Source organism: Acetobacterium carbinolicum (assembly GCF_047456275.1).
Lineage (GTDB): Bacteria > Bacillota > Clostridia > Eubacteriales > Eubacteriaceae > Acetobacterium > Acetobacterium carbinolicum.
Map to the genome: position 1 here is coordinate 584,067 of NZ_CP173357.1, position 23,483 is coordinate 607,549.

At 45.4% G+C, this 23,483-nt stretch carries 21 protein-coding genes and 1 riboswitch; of the genes, 20 read left to right on the forward strand and 1 reads right to left on the reverse strand.

Annotated elements, in window-relative coordinates; all coding sequences use genetic code 11:
- Positions 1–88: 88 nt before the first annotated feature.
- Positions 89–270, forward strand: a riboswitch (cobalamin riboswitch).
- A 169-nt stretch (positions 271–439) separates the two neighbouring features.
- From ACIZ62_RS02640 to ACIZ62_RS02730, 19 genes are all read left to right on the forward strand, one after another.
- Positions 440–1,177, forward strand: coding sequence for an energy-coupling factor ABC transporter permease (locus ACIZ62_RS02640; protein ID WP_111889732.1), 738 nt, complete (start codon positions 440–442; stop codon positions 1,175–1,177).
- A complete protein-coding gene (locus tag ACIZ62_RS02645) occupies positions 1,155–1,454 on the forward strand; it encodes an energy-coupling factor ABC transporter substrate-binding protein (protein ID WP_322519476.1) in 300 nt (99 codons plus the stop codon). Before ACIZ62_RS02640 ends, ACIZ62_RS02645 begins: the two co-directional genes overlap by 23 nt.
- A gap of 204 nt (positions 1,455–1,658) precedes the next feature.
- Positions 1,659–2,369, forward strand: coding sequence for a cobalt ECF transporter T component CbiQ (gene cbiQ, locus ACIZ62_RS02650; protein WP_111888074.1), 711 nt, complete (start codon positions 1,659–1,661; stop codon positions 2,367–2,369).
- Positions 2,362–3,204, forward strand: a complete 843-nt coding sequence (locus tag ACIZ62_RS02655; protein WP_111888073.1) for an energy-coupling factor ABC transporter ATP-binding protein — start codon at positions 2,362–2,364, stop codon at positions 3,202–3,204. Before cbiQ ends, ACIZ62_RS02655 begins: the two co-directional genes overlap by 8 nt.
- The gene (hemA, locus tag ACIZ62_RS02660) at positions 3,179–4,471 is read left to right on the forward strand and encodes a glutamyl-tRNA reductase (protein WP_111888072.1); all 1,293 of its coding nucleotides are present in this window, start codon (positions 3,179–3,181) and stop codon (positions 4,469–4,471) included. Before ACIZ62_RS02655 ends, hemA begins: the two co-directional genes overlap by 26 nt.
- Positions 4,449–5,036, forward strand: coding sequence for a bifunctional precorrin-2 dehydrogenase/sirohydrochlorin ferrochelatase (locus tag ACIZ62_RS02665; RefSeq protein ID WP_111888071.1), 588 nt, complete (start codon positions 4,449–4,451; stop codon positions 5,034–5,036). The genes hemA and ACIZ62_RS02665 overlap by 23 nt, the downstream gene beginning before the upstream one ends.
- Before the next feature lie 18 nt (positions 5,037–5,054).
- Complete coding sequence (hemC, locus tag ACIZ62_RS02670) at positions 5,055–7,472, forward strand: hydroxymethylbilane synthase (protein WP_111888070.1); 2,418 nt, start codon at positions 5,055–5,057, stop codon at positions 7,470–7,472.
- 163 nt (positions 7,473–7,635) lie between these two features.
- Positions 7,636–8,601, forward strand: a complete 966-nt coding sequence (gene hemB / locus ACIZ62_RS02675) for a porphobilinogen synthase (protein WP_414151177.1) — start codon at positions 7,636–7,638, stop codon at positions 8,599–8,601.
- Positions 8,602–8,841: 240 nt separating this feature from the next.
- Positions 8,842–10,128, forward strand: a complete 1,287-nt coding sequence (gene hemL / locus ACIZ62_RS02680; protein ID WP_414151178.1) for a glutamate-1-semialdehyde 2,1-aminomutase — start codon at positions 8,842–8,844, stop codon at positions 10,126–10,128.
- Positions 10,129–10,453: 325 nt separating this feature from the next.
- On the forward strand, positions 10,454–11,245 hold the full coding sequence (locus ACIZ62_RS02685) for a sirohydrochlorin cobaltochelatase (RefSeq protein ID WP_414151179.1): 792 nt from the start codon (positions 10,454–10,456) through the stop codon (positions 11,243–11,245).
- A gap of 27 nt (positions 11,246–11,272) precedes the next feature.
- Positions 11,273–12,034, forward strand: coding sequence for a precorrin-4 C(11)-methyltransferase (gene cobM, locus ACIZ62_RS02690; protein WP_204355386.1), 762 nt, complete (start codon positions 11,273–11,275; stop codon positions 12,032–12,034).
- 4 nt (positions 12,035–12,038) lie between these two features.
- A complete protein-coding gene (locus tag ACIZ62_RS02695) occupies positions 12,039–13,094 on the forward strand; it encodes a cobalt-precorrin 5A hydrolase (protein WP_111888065.1) in 1,056 nt (351 codons plus the stop codon).
- A gap of 111 nt (positions 13,095–13,205) precedes the next feature.
- The gene (gene cobJ / locus ACIZ62_RS02700; protein ID WP_111888064.1) at positions 13,206–13,943 is read left to right on the forward strand and encodes a precorrin-3B C(17)-methyltransferase; all 738 of its coding nucleotides are present in this window, start codon (positions 13,206–13,208) and stop codon (positions 13,941–13,943) included.
- Positions 13,940–14,704, forward strand: a complete 765-nt coding sequence (gene cobK / locus ACIZ62_RS02705) for a precorrin-6A reductase (protein WP_414151180.1) — start codon at positions 13,940–13,942, stop codon at positions 14,702–14,704. The genes cobJ and cobK overlap by 4 nt, the downstream gene beginning before the upstream one ends.
- Before the next feature lie 60 nt (positions 14,705–14,764).
- A complete protein-coding gene (locus tag ACIZ62_RS02710; protein WP_111888062.1) occupies positions 14,765–16,267 on the forward strand; it encodes a cobyric acid synthase in 1,503 nt (500 codons plus the stop codon).
- On the forward strand, positions 16,264–17,277 hold the full coding sequence (gene cbiB / locus ACIZ62_RS02715) for an adenosylcobinamide-phosphate synthase CbiB (RefSeq protein WP_242988463.1): 1,014 nt from the start codon (positions 16,264–16,266) through the stop codon (positions 17,275–17,277). Before ACIZ62_RS02710 ends, cbiB begins: the two co-directional genes overlap by 4 nt.
- A 100-nt stretch (positions 17,278–17,377) precedes the next feature.
- The gene (locus ACIZ62_RS02720; RefSeq protein WP_111888061.1) at positions 17,378–18,421 is read left to right on the forward strand and encodes a pyridoxal phosphate-dependent aminotransferase; all 1,044 of its coding nucleotides are present in this window, start codon (positions 17,378–17,380) and stop codon (positions 18,419–18,421) included.
- A 2-nt stretch (positions 18,422–18,423) separates the two neighbouring features.
- Complete coding sequence (gene cobU / locus ACIZ62_RS02725; RefSeq protein WP_111888060.1) at positions 18,424–18,978, forward strand: bifunctional adenosylcobinamide kinase/adenosylcobinamide-phosphate guanylyltransferase; 555 nt, start codon at positions 18,424–18,426, stop codon at positions 18,976–18,978.
- An 89-nt stretch (positions 18,979–19,067) separates the two neighbouring features.
- The gene (locus ACIZ62_RS02730) at positions 19,068–19,760 is read left to right on the forward strand and encodes a DNA alkylation repair protein (RefSeq protein ID WP_414151181.1); all 693 of its coding nucleotides are present in this window, start codon (positions 19,068–19,070) and stop codon (positions 19,758–19,760) included.
- Positions 19,761–19,774: 14 nt separating this feature from the next.
- On the opposite strand, the gene ACIZ62_RS02735 is transcribed toward ACIZ62_RS02730, so the two are convergent.
- Positions 19,775–21,691 (reverse strand): FAD-dependent oxidoreductase, encoded by a 1,917-nt coding sequence (locus ACIZ62_RS02735; RefSeq protein ID WP_414151182.1) that lies wholly within the window; start codon positions 21,689–21,691, stop codon positions 19,775–19,777.
- Positions 21,692–21,889: 198 nt separating this feature from the next.
- Here ACIZ62_RS02735 and ACIZ62_RS02740 point away from each other — a divergent pair, with 198 nt between their 5' ends.
- Positions 21,890–23,233 carry a PucR family transcriptional regulator gene (locus tag ACIZ62_RS02740; protein WP_111888057.1) on the forward strand — a complete coding sequence of 448 codons (1,344 nt, stop codon included), beginning with the start codon at positions 21,890–21,892 and terminating at the stop codon, positions 23,231–23,233.
- Positions 23,234–23,483 lie beyond the last annotated feature (250 nt).

Below are 23,483 nucleotides of genomic sequence, written 5' to 3' on the forward strand. Positions count from 1 at the left end.
ACATGTAAAACTGCTTTTAGCCTTAATTCACTTAAAAAAAACTGTACATTTATCGTATCCATGTTATAATATAACCACAATTAAATAAAAATGTAAAAAATCATTTAGGATGAAAAATTTCATTGAGGGAATCTGGTTAGAATCCAGAACGATCCGGTCACTGTAATTAGTTATGTCTCCTTAAATTGGCCACTGGGCACGTTTTGTCTGGGAAGGCGAGGAGAATAAAAGCTATAAGTCAGGAAACCTACTAATATGATGTACTAAAGCGTCCTTCCAGGGAAAAGGGAAGTTAGTAACATTAACAAAAGTTGGTTCTTGGTGTGAATCATAGAATTGATGGATATGTGTAATGATAAAACCTTTTTTCCCATAGTTATTGTGGGGAAAAGGTTTTTTTTCGGTAAATTATCATAAAATGGAGGTTAGCATGGAGAAAATGAAAAAAACCATGACCGTTGTGGGAATCGCGTTTTTAATGGTTGTTTTGGCTGCCCAGCCTGTAAACGCTATGCATATTATGGAAGGCTTTTTACCCATTGGTTGGGCTGTTTTCTGGTGGGTGCTAGCCCTGCCGTTTATCGCCTTCGGACTCTATCAGGTTGGGAAGATATTCAAAGACAAACCTGAGCAAAAAGTTCTTTTAGCCATAGCAACGGCTTTTACCTTTGCCTTATCAGCGTTTAAACTGCCTTCGGTAACGGGGAGTTCTTCTCATATGACAGGGATCGGCTTGGGCGCGATCCTCTTGGGACCCTTTGCCACTGTAGTAGTTGGTACCATTGCGCTTTTGTTTCAGGCGCTGCTGCTGGCTCATGGCGGGCTGACAACTTTGGGTGCCAACGCCTTTTCGATGGCAATTGTCGGATCTTTTGTGGCTTACGGGATTTACAAAGGGCTGTCAAAAATCAATGTTCCCAAAGCCTTAACCGTTTTTTTAGCCGCCTTTATTGCCGATCTGGCAACCTATGTAACCACCTCCATCCAGTTGGGACTAGCCTTTCCGGACCCGGTCGGGGGGATTGTAGCTTCCGTTGTTAAGTTCTTAAGTATTTTTGCGATTACCCAGATACCACTGGCAATTATCGAAGGCATTTTAACCGTACTGGTGGTTAACGCCATTTACCAATATAAAGAAAAGGGGATTATTTCAAATGAAACTCTCACCGATAACTAAGGTTGTTCTGATTTTATTAATTGGCGCACTGATTATTATCCCTCAGATTGCTTTGCCGGACGCTGAGTTTTCAGGCGCAGATGATGCTGCTGGAACAGCCATCACCGCAATCGATGAAAATTATGTGCCCTGGTTTGAAAGCTTGTTTGATCCCGGCGAGATGGAAGAAAAGCTATTCCTCTTCCAACAGATTTTAGGTGTCGGCGGTCTGGGAATCTGCTTTTTCTACCTTTATAAAAAGTCGAAAAAAAATGAAAAAGCCGATAAATCAGTGTAAATAGTAAGATAAAGCAGTACCGACACTTGTTACATCATGTTGTGACCTAGGGGTCAGACCCTGTGCATCAAGGCGGACACGGCGGGAGCCTGTCCGAGCTTGCAGTATACATCAGATTAACAATTGGTCGGTACGGGAGTTTGTCACCAACCTGAAGTCCGGCGACTTATATAAATATTAACTGCATCTTAGAAGGAGACAACCATGATTGATCGTTTTGCCCATACCAATAAACTAAACAATGCCAATCCTACTGTGAAGGTAGTGGTTTCGTTAGTCATGCTCCTTTCGGTTTTCTTCATCAATGAACCCCTGTATATGGCAGGGGTTTTTGGTGTTATGGTGGGGTGTACCCTATTGTGGGCAAAAATTCCGGTGCGGATTTATCTGCATACCCTGATTTTTGACTCCCTCTTTATTATCCCCGGAGCCCTGGCGTTATTGTTTACCATCGCCAGCGGAAGTCGTGGTAGTGGTGATTATTTATTTGCATTTAACTTTTTTCAGTTTACCATCGGTATCACTGCCACCAATCTGGTGCTGGCCAGCCTGGTTTTCTGTCGAGCGATGGCAGGAGTTTCCTGTATGCTTTTTTTAATTTACACAACCCCGGTGATGCAGATCGCCGGAGTCATGAAAAAAGCCCATATCAGCAATACTTTTTTAGAAATATTTGTTTTAACCTACCGCTTCATCTTTGATTACTGGGATAAACTTAAAGTCATGGCAACTGCCCAGGAATTGCGGTTTGGCTATCGCAATTTTAAAGTTGCCATCCAATCCATTGCAATGATGTTAAGCAATTTGTTTCTCATGGCCATTCAGAGCTACGAGGAGATGACACAAACCCTGGAATTAAAGCAATATCAGGGAGATTTTCATGTAAGCTATCGGAAAGGTCTGAAAAATGATTAAAACTAATAATTTGACATATCAATATCCGGACGGCACTAAGGCCTTAAAAAGTGTCTCTATTGACGGAAGTAAAGGGAATTGCATCGCCCTGATCGGTGAAAACGGAGCTGGAAAATCGACCTTGATGTCGGCGCTGATTGGGTTGATCAAACCAACGGAAGGAACCGTTTTTTTTAAAGAAGAACCCTTATCCTATAAGAAAAAAAATCTCTATGAATTTCGCAAATCGATTGGGCTGGTGATTCAGGAATCGGATAAGCAGGTCTTTTATTCCGGCATATATGATGATGTGGCCTTTGCTCTGAGGAATATGGGCATGGCTAGTGCGGTCATCGATGAGCGGGTGAAGGCGGCGATGGAAGCCACCGGCATCACACTTTTGGCCGATCGGCCAGTGCATTATCTCAGTTATGGGCAAAAAAAACGGGTGGCGATGGCCGGGGTTTTAGCCGTCGAACCGGAGATCATCCTGATGGATGAACCCACCTTAGGGCTCGATCCTAAAAGCAAGGCTGGGGTCAAAGCGATCATCAAAGGGGCACTGGCTAAGGGCATCAAGATTATTTTATCCAGCCATGATATGGATTTTATTTATGAATTTTGTGATTACACCTATGTGCTCCATCATGGCGGCGTGCTGGTAGAAGGTGAAACCACTGCGGTTTTTAAAAATACTGAAGCCCTGGAAACCGCCAGTTTGGAACAGGCAACCATGACCCGGCTGGAACAGTGTCTGGGGATTAAAGGGTTTCGCAGCATTGCTGCCCTGGAAGAAGCAATCAGAAATCAGAAAAAGGAGGTTCAAGTGGATGAAACTGGTAGTAGCGGGAATTAATCATAAGGATACACCTTTGGAAATTCGGGAAAAAGGGGCTTTTCTTCATCGCACCTTGAATGAGGCCATCCAGACCCTTTTGAATGAAGCGGATATAGCCGAGGTGATAATTCTTTCAACTTGTAACCGCAGTGAGATCTACGTCTCGACCCGAGACCAGGATGCGGCTGGGGAAATTTTAACCGATTTTTATCTTCATGAAAAATCAGCGGAACTGGCACCCTATCTTTTTGTTAAAAAAGAGCGGGAAGCGATGGTCCATCTCTATGAGGTGGTTACCGGTTTGGACTCGATGATTTTGGGCGAAGATCAGATTTTGGGTCAGGTCAAGGATGCGTTGGAAAAATCCCAGGCCATCAAGGGCTGTGGTAAATACCTGACGAAAATGTTTCGGGAAGCGATAACCTTTACTAAAAAAGTGAAAACCGATTATAAAATATCCGAAACCCCCTTATCCTTAAGCTCAACCGCGGTAAAGCATATCAAACGGGCGTATCCCGAGGATTATGGCGATAAAAAAATACTCATCATCGGGTCCGGGAAAATGGGTGTGCTGGCACTGCGCTATATGAAGGCCGAAGGCTTTTGTAACCCCTACATGACTAACCGTACCTTTCATAATATGGATCAGTGCGAGGCCATTCATGAAAACGTCCAGATGATCCATTATGAAGACCGCTATCAAGTCATTCCCGACATGGATGTGATTATTACTGCCACCGCATCGCCTCATGTTGTTTTGAAGGCCGCGGAAATGAAATCGCTGCGTAAACCGCTAACCGTGATCGATTTAGCACTGCCCCGGGATGTCGAAGAAGCCGTTGGCAGCTTACCTCAGGTAAAACTGCTGACCATTGATGATTTTAAAAATATGATGGATGAAAAAATGGCTTATCGGGTCAAGATTGCAAAAAAAATAGCGGCCGAAATTCAGGATGAAATCGATGGTCTGTTGTCCTGGGTGACCCACGCCAAGGTCGATAATATGGTTCGTGATTTAAACGAAACCTCCCGGCAACTGGCTGAGGAAACCATTGAAACCCTCTGCGGCCGATTAACCTTAAGTGAAAAAGAAGCGGTTTATTTGGCTAAGGTGATCCGCTCCAAATTTCGGGAAATGGTGATGCCGCCGATTAAACAACTAAAGTCACTGGAGTGTGAAGAACAAATTATTGGCATTGAAAAAACCGTGACCTATCTGTTCCCGGGAATTCAAGACAAAAAAACACAGGAAGATCAACAAAATGATGACACCGCTATTATTTAACTTGGAAAGCAAAAAGGTTCTGGTTGTCGGCGGTGGCAAGGTTGCTGCCAGACGGATTGTCACCTTGTTGGAAAACGGCATGCAGGTTATCGCGGTGAGTCCTGTTTTTTTGGAGTCGATCATTAAAACTGAGAATGGTCAGCTAACCCGGATTGATTCCGGCTATCACAAAGAGCAGCTCATTGGTGTCGATTTGGTAGTAGCGGCAACTGACAATCATGAGCTCAATGGACAAATTAAAAGAGACTGTGCGTCCCAAAAAATATGGTGCAATCGGGTCGATGATCCGAAGGATTCGGATTTTATTTTTCCTTGCGTTATTCGCCGGGGTGATTTAACCCTGTCGGTCTGTACCGAAGGGGCCAGTCCTTCTTTAACGAAGCACATTATCGACGATCTGGCCGACCGCTACGATGAAAGCTATACCGAAAAAACAGCCTTACTGCGATTACTGCGACAGGCTGTTTTAGCGGGTGATGGTGCGCCGAATGAAAAAACTGAAAAACTTAAAGAATTGTCCCGATGTTCCAATGCAGAACTCAGGTCAAAACTAGGAAATAACTGACAATTGGAGATAAGAGAAATGAATATAAAAGTTGGAACAAGAGGCAGTACTCTGGCCCGAACCCAAAGCCAGTGGCTGATTGATGTCCTGGCCAAAGCCCATCCGCAAATAAACTTCGAGATGGTGATCATTAAAACAAAAGGCGATCTGGTTCAGGATAAACCGCTTGATAAAATCGGTGATAAGGGATTGTTTACCAAGGAGTTAGAAGATGCGCTGCTATCCGGCGACATCCATATGGCCATTCACAGCATGAAGGATATGCCCTCAAAACTGCCCGATGGCTTAGCTTTGACGGTTCCAACCGTTCGGGAAGATCCCCGGGATGTCCTGCTGACGCCCCATCAGATTTCTTCACTGGATGAGTTGCCAAAGGGTGCGGTCGTAGCAACCGGAAGCAAACGCCGGATCAGTCAACTACAAAAACTGCGGCCGGATGTAGAAATCGTTGGCATTCGCGGAAATATCGATACCCGGATTCGCAAAATGCAGGAACAGCAGTTAGATGGTATTATTCTGGCCGCGGCTGGTCTCAAGCGGATTGGTCGGCTTAATGATAGCACCTATCAGACGGTAGCCTTGCCGGAGAACACCTTTATTCCGGCACCGGCTCAGGGAATTCTGGCAGTCGAAGTCCGGGAAGATAATGAGACGGTCAAAGAATTGATGGCTGCCATTAGTGATCACAACACGATCATTCAGATGAGTGCCGAACGCAGTTTTTTAAAGGCCTTAAACGGTAGCTGTCATATTCCGGTTGGTGCATTTTGTGAAATAAAAGCAGACACCATTGTGCTTTATGGACTTTATGGTTTGGAAGATGGTAGCCATGTGGTCACAAAGTCGATTGAAGGCACACCCGAGGAGGCAGAAAAGTTGGGAAAACAATTAGCAGCAGCATGTTATACCGCAGTGCATAAAAAAGTTGGGAAGGTTTATCTGGCTGGTGGCGGATGCGGAGATCCTGGTCTCTTAACCGTTAAAGCCAAGGCTATTTTAACCAAAGCCGATGTGGTGGTTTATGATGCCCTGGTCAATGAAAGCTTTTTAAATGATGCCCGAGCAGATGCCGAAATTGTTTATGTCGGCAAACGAGCTGGCAATCATGCCATGCGCCAGGAAGATATCAATGCCTTACTTGTCCAAAAAGGCTTAGAAGGCAAACTGGTATTGCGCTTAAAAGGCGGAGATCCTTATGTCTTTGGCCGTGGCGGCGAAGAAGGGGAAGACCTCTATGATGCTGGCGTCCCGTTTGAAGTGATTCCCGGGATTACCTCGGTTATCGGTGGACTGGCTTATGCCGGGATTCCGATTACCCACCGGGACTGCGTGTCTTCGTTTCATGTCATCACCGGACATTTAAAATCCAACGCCTACGACGGCTCATCGGATCTGGATTGGCCGGTGCTCGGTAAGTTAAAAGGCACCATCGTCTTTTTGATGGGCGTCAAGAATCTGGAAAAGATTTGTGACGAACTGGTTAAAAATGGCATGAATCCCGAAATGCCGGTGGCTGTGGTTCATCGGGCATCGACCCCCTATCAGCGGGTCGTAACCGGAAACCTGACCACCATCTACGACATTGCAACGGCAGCAAAAATCACCGCCCCCAGCCTGATTGTGGTCGGGGAAGTCGTCAATAAAAGGCAAAAACTGCGGTTCTTTGATCAAAAACCATTGTTTGGAAAAAACATTATCGTCACAAGGTCCCGGGAACAAAGTTCCCAGATGGTTGAAAAAATCACTGAGTTGGGTGGTAATGCGATTGAATTTCCAACCATCAAAATTGTCCCCATCAACGAAGCGGCCTGTGATGAAAAGGTAAAGTGCCTTAAGGACTACAGTCACATTATTTTTACCAGCATCAACGGCGTGGAAATCTTTTTTGACTCCCTGGCCCGCTGTGGCAAAGACGCCCGCGCCTTTGCCAATCTGCATATCACCGCCATTGGTGAAGGAACTAAAAAGGCCCTCTTAGCCCGGGGCCTCCAGGCCGATTTTGTGCCGGATAAATATGTCGGCGAAGAATTAGTTAGCGGGTTGGCGCCGTTGCTTAATAAAGACAGCCGGGTGCTGATTCCCCGTTCCCAAAATGCTCGGATCTATGTGGTTGAAGAACTAGCTAAAATCTGTCCGGTCGACGAGGTGAAAAGCTACGAAACCATCCGCGAAGATCACGCCACTGTTGATCCACTGGAAATGTTAAAGAACAAAGAAATTGATTATATTACCTTTACCAGTTCCACTACCGCCGAGTTTTTTGTCGAAAAAATCGGCGCCGCGCACATCAACGCGATCAACTCGGCAAAAGCGGTGTCAATCGGCCCCCAAACCTCAAAGAAATGCCTGGAACTGGGCATCGCTGTGGACATCGAAGCCGAAACATATACCATCCAGGGAATGCTGGATGCGATTTTGAAGGATGCTCAGAAATAAGATTTGAGTAAAAAAGCCGAGGTAGTACCGACAATTGTTATATCATGTTGTCTGCATCAAGGCGGACACGGCAGAGCCTGTCCGAGCTTGCAGCAGACAACAGATTAACAATTGGTCGGTACGGGACATGCAAATAACTAGAAGTAAATAGGAGGTCAGCAAGATGTTGCCAACACGATTACGAAAAAATACAGCGGTCAGGAATTTAATCAGAGAAACCCAGCTGTCCATGAATGATGTGGTTTATCCACTGTTTATCGTCGACGGAACTGGCGTACGCAAAGAAATCGGCTCCATGAAAGATCAGTACCATCTGTCTTTGGATATGCTGGAGGCCGAAACCCTGGCGCTAAAAGAACGGGGCATCCGTTATGTCATTTTGTTTGGGGTTCCCGATGAAAAGGATAACGAAGCCACTCCCGCCTTTGTGGATGATGGTTTGGTTCAGGAAGCCATTCGGGTGATCAAAAAGGTTGATCCAAAAATGTATGTGATCACCGATGTCTGTTTGTGTGAATATAAAAGTGATGGCCATTGCTGTTTCTTTGAAGAAAACGGTGAGATCCGACGAGCCCAGACCTTAGAGACCTTAAGCAGAACGGCGCTCAGTCATGTCCGCGCTGGAGCCGATATGGTCGCTCCTTCGGATATGATGGATGGTCGCATTGACCATATGCGAGAAACCCTGAATCTAGCCGGTTATGAGTCGATTCCGATTATGGCCTACTCGGCTAAATTTGCTTCCAGTTTTTACGGCCCCTTCCGGGATGCCGCAAACTCAGCACCAGCCTTTGGCGACCGTCGCAGCTATCAGATGGACCCGGCCAATTCCCGGGAAGCCTTAAAGGAAATGGTTCTGGATATCGCTGAAGGTGCCGATATTGTGATGGTTAAACCAGCCATGCCTTATCTGGATGTTATCGTCCAGAGCAAGGAACTTTCCTATTTACCGATGGCCGCCTATCAGGTCAGCGGCGAATATGCGATGATTAAAAATGCTGTCGATGCCGATCTGATGGATCGTCGGGCGATCTTTGAAAGCCTGCTTAGTATCAAACGGGCCGGAGCCGATATCATCATCACTTATTTTGCCAAAGAACTGCAGGCCATGCTGAAGGATTATCAATAACAGCAAATCATTTATAAGTCATGAATCTATTGTTTAAGACAAACGCAGTACCGACAATTGTTACATCATGTTGTATGCCTCAAGGCGAACAGTTGCGAGCCAGCGACTGATTACTCGACGATTAGTGAATTAGCAACTGTACGAATTGCGCGCATACAACAGATTAACAATTGGTCGGTACGGTAGGGAGCGAACACCTGAGTTTTACATGATAGTGAAATAATTATTATTGGAGATATTATGAATCGAGAAAAATCAGAACAATTATTTATTGAAGCAGAAAAATATATTCCCGGCGGCGTCAATAGTCCGGTGCGGGCGTTTAAATCGGTGGACATGCCACCGGTTTTTATTGACCATGGCAAAGGTGCCAAGATTTATGATGTCGACGGTAACGCGTACACCGACTATATCTGTTCCTGGGGGCCACTGATTTTAGGTCACGCCTCACCGGTTTACTTTGAAGGGATTCAGGAAGCACTGGAGAAAGGCACCAGTTTTGGGGCCCCAACCGCCATCGAGGTTGAAGTGGCTAAGTTGATCACCGAAGCCTATCCGTCTATGGAAATGGTGCGGATGGTCAGTTCCGGAACCGAAGCCACGATGAGTGCCCTGCGGGTCGCCAGAGGCTATACCGGACGAGATAAGATCATTAAATTTGAAGGCTGTTACCACGGTCATGCTGATGGACTGCTGGTTAAATCCGGGTCCGGCACGCTGACCTTTGGAGTCCCGACCAGCTCAGGGGTGACCCCGGGAACGGCCAAGGACACCTTAGTAGCAACCTATAACGACATTAACAGTGTCAAAGCGCTCTTTGCCGAAAACCCTGGCGAAATTGCCGCTGTCATCGTCGAACCGGTGGCTGGGAACATGGGCGTTGTACCACCCGATCTGGATTTTATGAAAGGTCTGCGAGAAATTACCACAGCCGAAGAAACGGTGCTGATTTTTGATGAAGTCATCACCGGATTCCGTTTGGCTTACGGTGGGGCCCAGGAAGTCCTGGAGATTAAACCGGATATGACCACCTTAGGGAAGATCATCGGCGGCGGAATGCCCGTCGGCGCTTATGGCGGACGTCGGGATATCATGGCAACCGTGGCCCCTCTAGGCGGCGTTTATCAGGCCGGAACCCTGTCCGGGAATCCGATTGCCATGAAAATGGGACTCAACACCCTGACTTATCTGCGGGATCATCCCGAAGTTTATACCGAAATGGAAGAAAACGCCAAGCTGTTAGAAGCCGGCTTTAAGGCCAACATTAAAAAAACCGGGGTCAAAGCCCAGATGGTCCGTTTCAAAGGCATGACTTGCTGCTTCTTTACCGATGTGCCCATCGATGGCTACGCTGCCGTGATGACCTCGGATACCAAAGCCTATACCAAATATTTCAAAGCGATGCTTAATGCCGGTAACCTGATGCCGCCAGCCCAATTCGAAGGCATTTTCCTCTCCTCCGCCCACACCAAAGCGGACCTTGAAAAAACCATCGCTGACCATTATCAGGCATTAAAAAAATTATAAGTAAAAAAATGCAAGCATTAATAAGCTTTGCTGTTAGACCAAATACTTTGTTTTTTTAGGCGCCTAGAAATAGACATAATTGATCCAGCCTAAAGCTGTTGACAAAAATGATGTAGTACCGACAATTGTTACATCATGTTGTACGCATCGGAGCGGACACGGCATTGCCTGTCCGATTCCGCGGCGAACAACAGATTAACAATTGGTCGGCACGGTAACATTTGACAAACCCTGCCGGTACGAAAACAGCTTAGTATTTAGGATCGTCAGCAAAGCTACCCCAAGTTCTATAATAACAAATAACATAAAATAGGAGAATCACTTAATGGAAAAGAAAGCATTACTGGTCATCAGTTTTGGTACATCTTACCCTGAAACCCGAAAAAAAACCATTGCAGCAACCGAAAAGCATCTACAAAAGGCTTTCCCGGACCATGATTTTTATCGCGCCTTTACCTCCCGGATGATCATTAATAAACTTAAGAAACGCGATGGTGAAGCAGTTGATGTTCCCCAGGAAGTTTTAAAAAAACTCAAGGCAGCCGGTTATACCCATGTGCAGTGTCAAACCACCCACATCATCAACGGCCATGAGTATGATATCACTCTAAAAGAACTGAAGGCCTTTGAAAAAGATTTTAAGTCTCTGACCCTGGGTCGGCCACTGTTAACCACAGTGGAAGATTATGAAGAGACAGTGGACATCGTGATGAAACAAATGCCCAAACTCAAAAAAGGCGAAGCCCTGGTCTATATGGGCCATGGCAGCGACCACCATGCCAATTCAACCTATCCGTGCCTGGATTATATGTTTAAAATGAAGGGCTATGAGGATGTTTATGTGGGAACCGTAGAAGGTTTCCCGGAGCTGGAAAACATTGTGCCATTACTTCAGGAGAAGAAATACAAAAAGATTTATTTGGCGCCCTTTATGCTGGTGGCTGGTGATCACGCCATTAATGACATGGCCAGTGATGAAGAAGACTCCTGGAAGGCGGTTCTTGAAGAAGAGCGGTTTAAAGTGGAGTGTATCCTCGAAGGTTTGGGTGAATACACCGGCATTCAGAACATGTTTTTAGATCATTTAAAAAAAGCACAGCCCGTTACAGAAATGTAGGGACATTATAAAGTTTAGGAGAAATATTTGATGAATACAGTGTATATGGTGGGTGCAGGCCCAGGAGATCCAGAGCTGATTACCGTTAAGGGTCAACGAATTGTTAATGAAGCAGATATTATTATTTATGCCGGTTCTTTAGTCAATAAAGCCATTATTGCCGGTCACAAAGCCGATGCCGAAATTTTTAATTCCGCATCGATGACCTTAGATGATGTCATCGCCGTGATTAAACGGGGAACCGAAGAAGGCAAGAAAATTGCCCGGGTTCATACCGGCGATCCCTCCATTTATGGTGCCATCCGGGAACAGATGGACCGATTGGATGAATTAGGAATTCCCTTTGATGTAATCCCTGGGGTCAGCTCCTTTGTGGCATCAGCGGCGGCCCTTAAAAAAGAATTCACCTTGCCAGATGTATCCCAAACCGTTATTTTAACCCGTTTGGAAGGTCGAACTCCCGTGCCGGAAAAAGAAAAGCTGGAAGATCTGGCATCGCATCAGGCTTCCATGTGTATTTTTCTGTCGGTCCAAATGATTGATGATGTAGTGGCACGACTCATGAAACATTACGCCCCAACCACCCCAATTGCCATTATCCAACGGGCAACCTGGGAAGATCAGAAAATTGTCATGGGCACCCTGGAAACCATTGCTCAGAAAGTAAAAGATGAAAATATTACCAAAACTGCCCAAATTTTAGTAGGTGATTTCCTGGGCGATCAGTACAGCTTATCCAAGCTTTATGATCCCAGCTTTACCCATGAATACCGTCAAGGAGTTTTGTAAAACCGTGAAAACAGAAAAATGGGCCATAGTCACCCTGTCACAAGATGGCGTGGCCCTGGCAAAGCGGCTGGCAGAACATCTGGATGACCGCGAATGCCACATCTACACCAAGGAAAAATATGCCAACGAAACCACCAAAATCATCACCACGGATATTTCTACCTTTATGGGCAGCATTAGCGGGGCGTATCAGATCATCTGTTGCATTATGGCAACCGGCATTGTCGTCCGGGCGATAGCCCCCCATCTAAAGCATAAATCCTCTGATCCGGGAATTCTGGTGATGGATACCAAGGGGGCGTTTGTAATTAGTCTGCTGTCCGGTCATTTGGGTGGTGCCAATGATGCCGCTCGGCTGGTGGCTAAACGCCTTTCGGCCCAGGCGGTTATTACCACCGGCACCGATGTGAAAGGAACCATGGCTGTGGATGTATTGGCCCAGAAAATTAAGTGTGCGATTGATGATTTTACGGCTGCCAAAGACGTAACAGCCTTGATCCTAAATGGTGACCCGATTGCTTTAGTTAATCGGGAAAACTGTGATTTGGATGCGGTTATCCTGCCTAAGAACATCGAAACGGTGGCAGATTTAACCGAGCTAACGAAATATCTGGGCGTTATTATTACGACTTTGGATACAAAAAAAGCAGAATTGCCAATTCCCAGTGTTAAGCTGGTTCCCCGAAAACTGGTGCTGGGCGTAGGCTGTCGTCGGGATACCCCGGGAGAACGGATCATCGCGGCGATCCAGGAGACCTTAGCGTCTCTGAATCTTAATGTCAAAGGGATTAAATCTCTGGCCACCATCGGCTTAAAAGCCGAAGAAGCGGGAATTATCGAAGCCTGTGCCTTTTTCGCGGCTAAAAAAGTCATTATCCCCAATGAAATGGTGCAAATGGTCCAAAGCCGTTTTGAAGGATCGGATTTCGTTTTCAAAACAACCGGTTTATATGCCGTTTCCGAACCCTGTGGTTTTGTCGCCTCCGGATTTGGAAAATGCCTGCGGGAAAAACAGAAACTGGGCGGAATCACTCTATCGGTGTGGCTGGATGAAAATTAGAAATAAGAAAATTTACAAACAATAATTGCTTTGCTGTCTGTTTCGCACAAACGGATAAGAAAGCAGCACTGCACTATTGTAATAAAAACCTTGCTAAAAAAAGGAGAAAAGATGAGCAAAATTTATGTCACAGGGATTGGTCCCGGACTGTATGAACATATGACCGAGGCGGCAAAAGCCAGCCTGGCTGATGCTGATATTATTGTCGGCTACAAAACCTACATCGATATTATTGCCGATTTAATTGGCGACAAGGAAGTCCTTTCTTCCGGAATGCGGCGCGAAATTGACCGTTGTGAAAAAGCCTTGGAACTGGCTGAACAGGGCAAAAAAATCTGCCTGGTTAGCAGCGGCGATGCCGGTGTTTTCGGGATGGCCGGCATTATGTTAGAAATCGTTGAGTCAAAAAATAGTGATGTGGAAGTTGAAATTATTCCCGGTATTTCAGCCGCCAATGCGGCCGCTTCAACCCTCGGTGCGCCGCTGATGCATGACTACGCCGTCATTAGTCTTAGCGACCTGCTCACTGATTGGGCAGTCATTGAAAAACGTTTGCACTGCGCTGGTGAAGGAGATTTTATTATTAGTCTCTATAATCCCAAAAGCAAAGGCCGTCCCCACAATATTGAAAGTGCCCAGAAAATTTTACTAGAATATAAAGCTCCGGAAACCCCAGTGGGAATTGTTCGTAATGCCAAACGTAAGGACGAGTCTTATGTGATTACAACCCTCAAAAAAATGCACGAAGCAGATATTGATATGTTTTCGATGGTTATCATCGGTAATTCCAAAACCTATGTGACTAGGGATCAACTAAAAATGATTACCCCGAGAGGTTATCAGCTTTGATACTGGTATTGGGAGGAACCCTCGACAGCCGCTTATTAACCAATCTTCTGCTTGAAGAAGGGAAGGAAGTCTGTTATTCGTCACTGACCAATATTGCCACCGATCAGATCTCTGAAAACCCCCTTCTGACCAAGATTTCAGGACAATTGGACGCCAGCACCCTGCGGGAAACGATTACCATTTACAATATTAATCTCTGTATTGACGCCACCCACCCCTATGCTCAGGAAATTTCTGAAAACGCCATTTGGGCTTGTGATGCCATGAATGTGGACTATATTCGGCTGGAAAGGCCGTCGAACATCGACGAAGGAAATGATAGTGTGGCCTACAATACCTATGAGGAAGCACGCGACTATTTAATCGGTGCGATGGGGAAAAGTGATAAGAATATTCTTTTAACCACGGGGAGTCGACAACTGGAAGCCTTTGAAGGCCTGCCCAAAAACCGAACCTATATCCGGGTATTGCCGACAGCCGGGGTTTTAGTAAAGTGCGAAAACCTGGGCTACAAGCCCCGACATATTCTGGCTCTACAGGGCCCATTCTCGGTTGAAATGAATGTCGCCACCATGAAAGAATACAAGATCGGCTTTGTCGTCACCAAAGATAGCGGCGATATTGGCGGCATCCGTGAAAAGGTTGAAGCGGCCCGACAAGTCAATGCCAAAATCCTATTTATCCGTCGCCCCGCCGTCGCCTATCCCCGGTCTGTCACCACCGTTGAAGAAGCCGTTGTTTGTGCATTGAAAAATCATTAGAAAAAAAAGCTCACGTCAGTATCTTAATCACTACAGAAAGTTAAGAAAAAAGGAGAAAACATGGCAAAAAATATTATGTTTATGGGTACCGGGTCATCAGTAGGAAAAAGTTTGATCACTGCTGCCATGTGCCGGATACTCGATAACCACGGTTATCAGGTGGCACCCTATAAATCCCAGAATATGGCGCTTAATTCATTTATCACCAAAGACGGCAAGGAAATGGGTCGAGCCCAGGTAGTCCAGGCGGAGTGCGCCCGGATGGAACCTCAGGTTGAAATGAACCCGGTATTGCTTAAACCAAACTCTGATGTGGGTTGTCAGGTTATTCTGATGGGAAAAGCTGAGTTTAATATGGATGCCATGGATTATCATGCCCATAAACCCAAATTGGTCGAAATTGTCATTTCGGCTTATGACGCGTTGGCTGAGGGCAAAGATGTGATTGTGATCGAAGGCGCCGGCAGTCCCGCCGAAATCAATTTGCGGGATAACGATATTGTCAACATGGGACTGGCAGAATTGGTTGATACCCCGGTGGTACTGATTGGTGATATCGACAAGGGTGGTGTTTTTGCATCGATTTATGGTACAATTATGTTGTTGCAACCCGAAGAACGGGCCCGAATTAAAGGCTTTATCATCAATAAATTCCGCGGTGATGTGGAGTTGCTAAAGCCCGGCATCAAAATGATTGAAGAATTGGTTAATGTCCCCTGTTTGGGTGTTATCCCTTACAAGCGCTTTGTCATTGATGATGAAGATAGTGTCAGCGAACGGTTTGATAATAATTCCGAAGGCCTGATCACGATTGGGGTGGTCTATCTGCCGCATCTGTCAAACTTTACCGATTGCACCGCCTTTGAAATGCATCCTGATGTGAAGGTGGAATACTATCGTAACCAGCGCGATCTGCAGCTGGCTAACCCGGACCTATTAGTGATTCCCGGTAGCAAAAATACCATTGATGACACCTGTCATGTGATCAACAGTAAAATGGGTGATGAAATCCATCGGCTCCACGATTGCGGGGTACCGATTGTGGGAATCTGCGGCGGTTATCAGCTACTGGGTAAAGAAATCCGTGATCCTTTCTCGGTAGAGTCAACCAAAGGTAGTATTGATGGACTGGGACTTTTAAATATTGTCACCACCATTGAAGAAGAGAAACGAACGGTGCGAACAACCGGCAAGGTTTTAGGTAACTTCATGGGAATGGCGTTGGCTGACATGGATGTGGAAGGCTACGAAATCCACATGGGCACCAGCGAAGCACTGGATCAGGCTAAGCCTTTTGCAATACTTGCTGATGGCACCGTCGATGGGGTGATTGCCGAAGATGGCACGGTGATGGGAACCTACCTTCATGGGATCTTTGATAACGATGGATTAAGGGAAAAAATCATTGAAGCCCTGCGCGTGAAAAAGAATTTAGAAGCCGGTCCCACTGCCTTTGATTTTAAGGCCTTTAAAGAAGAACAATATGATCTTCTGGCAGAGACGGTAGAAGCGAGTTTAGATATGAAAAAAATAATGGAAATCATTGGAGAAATTAAAAAGTGAATCTAATTGAAGGACTTCCCCTGGGTTTAGGGGGAGGCTTTTGGTTTTTACTGATACTCTTTGGCGTGTTGCTGGATTGGCTAATCGGGGATCCCCCCTGGTTGCCGCATCCGATTATCGCCATGGGGAAAACCATTGGCTTTTTAAATAAAAAACTGAATCATGGCAAGCACAAAAGAGCAAAAGGATTTTTACTGCTATTTTTCGTTCTGGGTCTGACGGGCGCGATTGTCTTTGGCCTGCAGTGGGTGCTTTACAGCATTAATATTTATCTGTATATCATCTTTAACCTGTACTTGATTGTTACGTCTCTGGCGGCAAAAACACTGGCCATTGAAGTGCGTAAAGTGATGAGCGCCTTAATGGGTGGTGATATTGAAGTTTCCCGAACTCAAGTGGGTTATCTTGTCGGACGGGATACCTCACAACTCAAAGAAACGGAAATCATCCGGGCAACGGTTGAGACCACTGCCGAAAATACCATTGATGGGGTTTTAGCACCGATTTTCTATCTGTTGCTGGGAGCCCTGATTCCAGTGCCCTGGCTTAATCCGGTGATGCTGGTAATGCTCTACAAGGCGACCAATACGCTGGATTCGATGGTTGGATATATCCAGGAGCCATATAAGGATTTTGGCTATGCTTCAGCAAAATTTGACGATCTCATCAATTTTATTCCAGCCAGAGTCGGCAGCATCTTTATGCTCGTTGCCGGGATGTTTTTAGGATATACTTTTAATGACGGCTGTCGCATTTTCAAGCGGGATCGTCACAACCACAAGAGCCCTAACTCGGCCCATCCGGAATCGGTGGTGGCAGGGCTTTTAGGTATACAACTCGGCGGAACCAACCAGTATTTTGGTGAAACGCTGGAAAAGCCCACCATTGGGGATGCTAAATCGCCGCTGGAAATATTGGATATTCGGGAAACCATCACCATTATGTATGGCAGCGAGGTGGTCCTGATGGTTTTGGCCACCTTAATGGCGGTGATTATTTATTCGTTTTAGCAAACTGAAAAATCATTGAATTTGCACTAAGTGAATTTGCAATCACTGCATTTAAATAGAAAAATTTAAATAAGAGAATGTTAATAATTGGAGAGTCGACATGAATAAACACGGCGGATATCAGGGCGAAAACAAAGAAATGCTGGATTTTAGTGTTAATATTAATCCCTTGGGAATTCCCGCGGGAATCCGAGAAAAGTTGATTGCCGGGATTGACGAGTTAGTGAAATACCCGGAGATCTCTGGCGTTTCGGCGATCGAGAAGATTGCCAATGATCTGGCGGTGCTACCGGAAAATATCATTCTCGGTAACGGTGCGATTGAGCTGATCTACCTTTTTGCCAGAAGCATGGGGCCGGGAAAGGCGCTGATTGTTCAGCCAACCTTTAATGAATATGAACGGGCCTTAAAGCTTTATGGCTGGGAGGTGGTTCATCATGTCGTAACAGAGCAAGATGGTTTTATCATCAACCCGGAAGCATTAACGGCGGTCATTAAAAACGAAAAGCCTCAGGCGGTTTTTTTATGCAATCCCAATAACCCCACCGGTCGGGTTCATAGCAATGGTTTTATCAGAGAAATGTTAGAGCATTCGGCTCCGGAAATTAACTGGTTTCTGGATGAATCCTTCATGGATTTTTCTGAAGAAAGTGGCAGCCTGTTATTGGTTAAAGAAGCGAAACCGTCGGTCTTTATTTTAAAATCGTTGACGAAGTTCTATGCTCTGCCGGGACTTCGGATTGGTTATGGGGTCGGTGTTGCCCCAATGATTAAAAAAATGGAGCACTTTAAAGAACCCTGGACCATTAATGCCCTGGGGCTGATTGCAGCCACGGCTGTTTATGATGAAAAAGACTATGCCGCAAAGACTAAAACTTATATAAAGGGAGAAGCTCAGCGGGTATTTGAAGCTTTAAGTCAAATCAAAACACTGAAGGTTTATAAAAGCGATACCGATTTTCATCTCTGTCGACTGTTTACGGGAACTGCGGCGGAGCTGCAGATGGCCCTGGAAAAAGAGGGTATGTCGCTTAGAACCTGCGAAGATTTTATCGGTTTAGACAAATCATATTTTCGGATTGCGATAAAAAAAGAAGCAGATAATACAAAGCTTTTGACTTTTCTTAAAAACTGGAGGAATTAATTATGGGTCAGTTAATATTTATAACCGGCGGTGCCCGTAGCGGTAAAAGTACTTATGCCGAAAATTTAGCCCGGGAATCGGGCAAACCGGTCGCTTATATTGCCACTGCGATCGCCTTTGATGATGGCATGAAGGACCGCATTGCCAAACATCAGGCGCAGCGGCCAGATCATTGGGGAACCATCGAACAATATAAGGATTTTCAGACAATGACCGACAATCCCGTTTTTTTGCAAGCCGAGATTGTTCTTTTTGACTGTCTGACCGTGATGACTACCAATAATATGTTAGATTTTCCGGTTGATTATGACACTTGCGCGATGGAAAAGGTGGGCGAAATCGAAGGTGCTATTAAGATTGAAGTGGAAAAACTACTGGATGTTTGTCAGGATAAAACCCTGATTGTAGTCTCGAATGAGGTGGGTTTGGGTCTGGTGCCGGCCTACAAGCTGGGTAGTTATTTCCGTGATATTGCCGGCCGGATGAATCAACTGGTGGCCGGACGGGCTGATGAAGCCTATCTACTGGTTGCTGGCTTACCGTTGAAATTAAAATAAACAACAGCAAAAGCCCATTTTTGGCGGCAATTACGGTTGCAGCTAAAAAGGGCTTTTGTTTTATCTGAAATAACAGGGGGTTAATAAAGATGGATCAAAAATTTTTACGAGCGGAGCTGTTAGGCTTGGTCGATGAGAAATACCGTAAATTTTCCAGAGGCTTGACGCCGGGAACCAATAATATTCTGGGGGTGCGCTTGCCAGCACTTAGGAAGATCGGCAAAAGAATTGCCAAAGCAGACTGGCGAAGCTATTTAGAAACAGCTCAGGTTGACAGCTTTGAGGAAACCCTGCTACAGGGAATGGTGATCGGGTATGCGGATGTGGAATTGCCAGAACGGCTGATGCTAATAAAAGACTTCATCCCAAAGATTGACAACTGGTCAATCTGCGACAGCTTCTGCACGGGTCTGAAATTCACAAAAAAGCATAAAGAGGAGGTATGGCTTTTCTTACAACCATACCTCAAGTCAAAAGAAGTTTACGAGATCCGTTTCGGGGTGGTGATGTTTATTACCTATTTTGTCGAAGACCGCTATCTGGAGCCGATGTTTCTAAACTTTAATGCCATTGACTGCGACAACTACTATGTAAAGATGGCCGTTGCCTGGGCGATTACCAGCTGTTTTACGGTTCTTCCGGAAATGACCATGATTTATCTCAAAGCTAATGATCTGGATGACTTTACCTACAATAAAGCCTTGCAGAAAATCACTGAATCGCGGCAGGTAAATCCTGACATAAAGGTACGGATTCGCTGTATGAAACGGAATAAGAAATAATTTTCGATCAATACTCAGATATCCAAACCGGCATTATATCCGGCGGTTGTGGCAGTGTAGAGGGTTCCCTGGCTGGTGGTGCAATCACCGATGCAGAAAACGGTATCAACAAGATTGGCAAATTTGGATACTTCCAGCAGGTTTGGTTTAACACCCAGGGAAAGAATCAGGGTATCAAAATCCACTTCTTTTTGACCATCGCTCCCTTCAACTAGAACGGCATGATCCACAGCCTTGATCAGTTGATGGCTCGCAAGGATGGTCACATTTTCTTTTTTAAGCAGCTGCAGCATAGCAGTCATCGGAATTGGTGAAGGGTCAAGCATTTTCTTTTCGCTGACCATTTCGACAATCGTGACATTTTTACCTTTCCGGGCCAGGTCCAAAGCGGTTTCACATCCAGTTAAGCCACCGCCAGCGATGACCACATTATGACCGACTTCAACCGATCCGGATTCGACATCACCGACCCAAACAACATCGCTGCTATCTAAACCGGGAATGGCGGGGATATTGCTTTCGGCACCGACGGCAATAATCAGGGCATCCGGGGACTCGGCCATGATGTTTTCAGGGGTTGCCGCGGTGGATAGTCGCAGCGAAACATTGGGGTGTTGGCTGGTCATGCGGATCGTCCAGGCCAGATAATTTTTAAGATCAGCCTTGAAATCCGGAGCAACCGCCAGCCGCAGGGTACCCCCGAGACAATCGCTTTTTTCAAAAAGAATGACCTCATGGCCACGGTCGCCGGCGGTTCTGGCCGCTTCCATGCCAGCTGGACCACCTCCGATGATGACCACCTTTTTCTTTTGATCCGCCAGTTTATTGATATCTTTTAATTCACATTCCCGGCCAGCCTGGGGGTTAACGGCACAGGCAACTCGGAGTGGTTCCATACCATGGGTACGATTCAGACACAGTACACAGCGGATGCAGGGACGGATTTTCGCTTCATTTCCGGTGCGGGCTTTGTTGACGCTGCTGGGATCGGCAATAACGGTACGGATCATCGCACACATGTCGGCTTCGTTGTTTTCAATGATTTCGGCAGCCAGATCCAGATCAATGGAACCAACGGTGGTGATCGGAATATGAATTCCCGCCGCTTTTTTAATACTGGCGGCATAGTGGGCATTATAACCACGTTTTAGATAGGTAGGCTGGGTGGTGATCGGAACCATTTCGTCATCCAGTAGCATCCCGGCGGAAACGTGAACCAGATCGATTTTGTCCTGAATAATTTTTATAAAAGCGATGGTTTCGTCCAATTCGACGCCGCCGGGAACCAGTTCAGCGGCACTCAGGCGAAATTCAATGGCCAGCTTATGGCCAACCTTACTGCGAATGGCATCGAATAACTCACAGGCAAAGCGGGCCCGGTTTTCGATACTGCCACCATATTGATCGGTGCGGTGGTTAAACAGGGGCGAGAAAAAATTGCTGACGAGAATACCATGGCCACCGTGGATCAGGACCATATCCATACCCGCTTTCATGGCCCGCTCAGCGGCATTTGCAAATAAGGTTATCCAGTTTTTTATTTCTTCCTGGGACATTATGTCGATGGGCGATTTGCCTTCCTCGGGCAGATCATGACCCATGGCAAATCCCGCCAGTTCAATGGAGGCTTTGGCGCCATAACGATGGACCGTGTCGGCCAGAACCGCTAAACCGGGAACCACATTGTTGTCGCCGATGTTCACGCAGAAACCGTTCATGTGTCCAAAGGGCGGAGTGACCATCGAAATACCAACAGTGACAATTCCGGCACCACCTTTGGCCAGAGCCCGGGTCCATTCGATCAGCTCCGGGGTTACCAGTCCTTCCGGGGAAGCCAACCGCGGCGCCGCTGGAGCGGTTTCAATTCGATTTTTAACAAGCATATTACCAATTTTAATCGGGGTGAACATCTTTGCGTATTTAGAATTCATTTCAAACCTGCTTTCTTTTGTAAATCGTTTACTTAGATTAATTCTATCAGGAATATGAGCTAAAACAATGTCAATTCAGCAAAAAATAGTGAGTATTTTTTTTGCAAAATGACAACAGATTGATTTGCATTTTAAGTATTGAATACATATAATATAAACGAAAAGAAGCGATTTATAATTTTAAAAAGCAGGTTAGCGATGAAAGAAAAGAAAAACGCGAAAGACTCAAATCGAATTCGGGTGAAAAGTCATCCAGATGAACAGAAAACGACTCACATGATCAGAACCTTATGCATGCAAAAACGGCGTTTCGAACGAAAAAAAGCAAAATTGATGACGGCTCTTTTATCATGCGGAGGCCTGCAGCATATCATTGATATCGCTTATGAGGTATTGGGAAATCCGATGTTTGTCAGCGATATGGGCTACAATGTGGTGGCTTTTAATAAAAATGCCGAGGTTGGTGATCCATCCTGGCCTTCCACCGCGCCGGAAGAAGAATTTGATGCTTATGAACGGATCAAAAAACTCAATGACAGTGGTGTGTTTGAACGGCTTTATTCCAGCGAGAGCCCCTGCATTGAAGAATTTGATTATTCGCCAACCCGCTGGATGGCACATAAAATTGCAATCAATGATAAGAATATTGGACATATCGCCGTGGTTGAGGCCAAAAAAGCGTTTGAACCGATGGATTTTGGGCTACTTGAATTGCTGTGCAGTGTGGTAGCCAGTGAGCTGCAAAAGGAACCCATTCAGAGCAGTCAATTATATAGTGAGGTTGAGCATTTTCTGATCGGCATCCTTGAAGAAAGAATTTTTAGCGCAGAAATAATTCAAAAGCAGGGGAAAAAGCTGGGACTGTATGCAAAAGAGCATTTATGCCTGGTTACAGTCAGTTCGGAATTAAAAACAGAAAAGGGAATGTCGTTAAGCTATGTTAAAAGCATTATCAATCGTATCTTAGGAACTGAAAAATCAATTCTTTATCAGAATAAAATCACTGTATTGTTGACAAGTGATAAAAAAGAAGCGGTTTCTGACGGTGCCAAAAGTAAGCTGATTGAATTTTTAAACAGTAATCAGATGAAAGCTGGTGTCAGCCCTTATTTTCAGGATTTGGCAGGGCTTAAAAGCCACTACAACCAGTCCGTCAAAGCATTGGAATTAGGAATAGCGATGAATCCGGAGGAATCCCTTTATTATTATGAGGCATATGCCTGCTATCATTTATTTGAAATAGTGGCTGGTCAAACCGGCTTAAAAGACTTCTGCAATACGGCATTAACTGATTTGATGGGTTATGATCAGCAATACAAAACAAATTATTGTCATAATCTGTGTATTCATCTTCAGCATGACGGCAATGTGACAAAGACTGCCCGATATTTTAAAATTCACCGAAACTCAATGAAATATCGCATCAAAAAAATCGAAGAAATTATGGCAGTGTCACTGACAGATAGTGAAATAAAATTCTCATTGATGATGTCGTTTAAATTGCTGGCTTATTTAGGCGATGAAAAATTACTGAAGGCTTAAGCAATATATGAACATTTAAAGCGATCAGACTAAGTCCGAATAATCTAAAGCGATGGTGCCTACCAATTTATTAAATCATACAATGCGAAAGTCAAAGGGATCGATGTGGATCAAAGAGACCTATCTAAAACAGCCGATCGGCTCCAGTTGGCGACCGCGGTTACCGATACTAAGTGAATCCGATGGTCTAGCCTGTTTAACTGGCAAGACGCTTTTAGGGACTAAAAAAAGTCCGCAGTGTCATATGGCT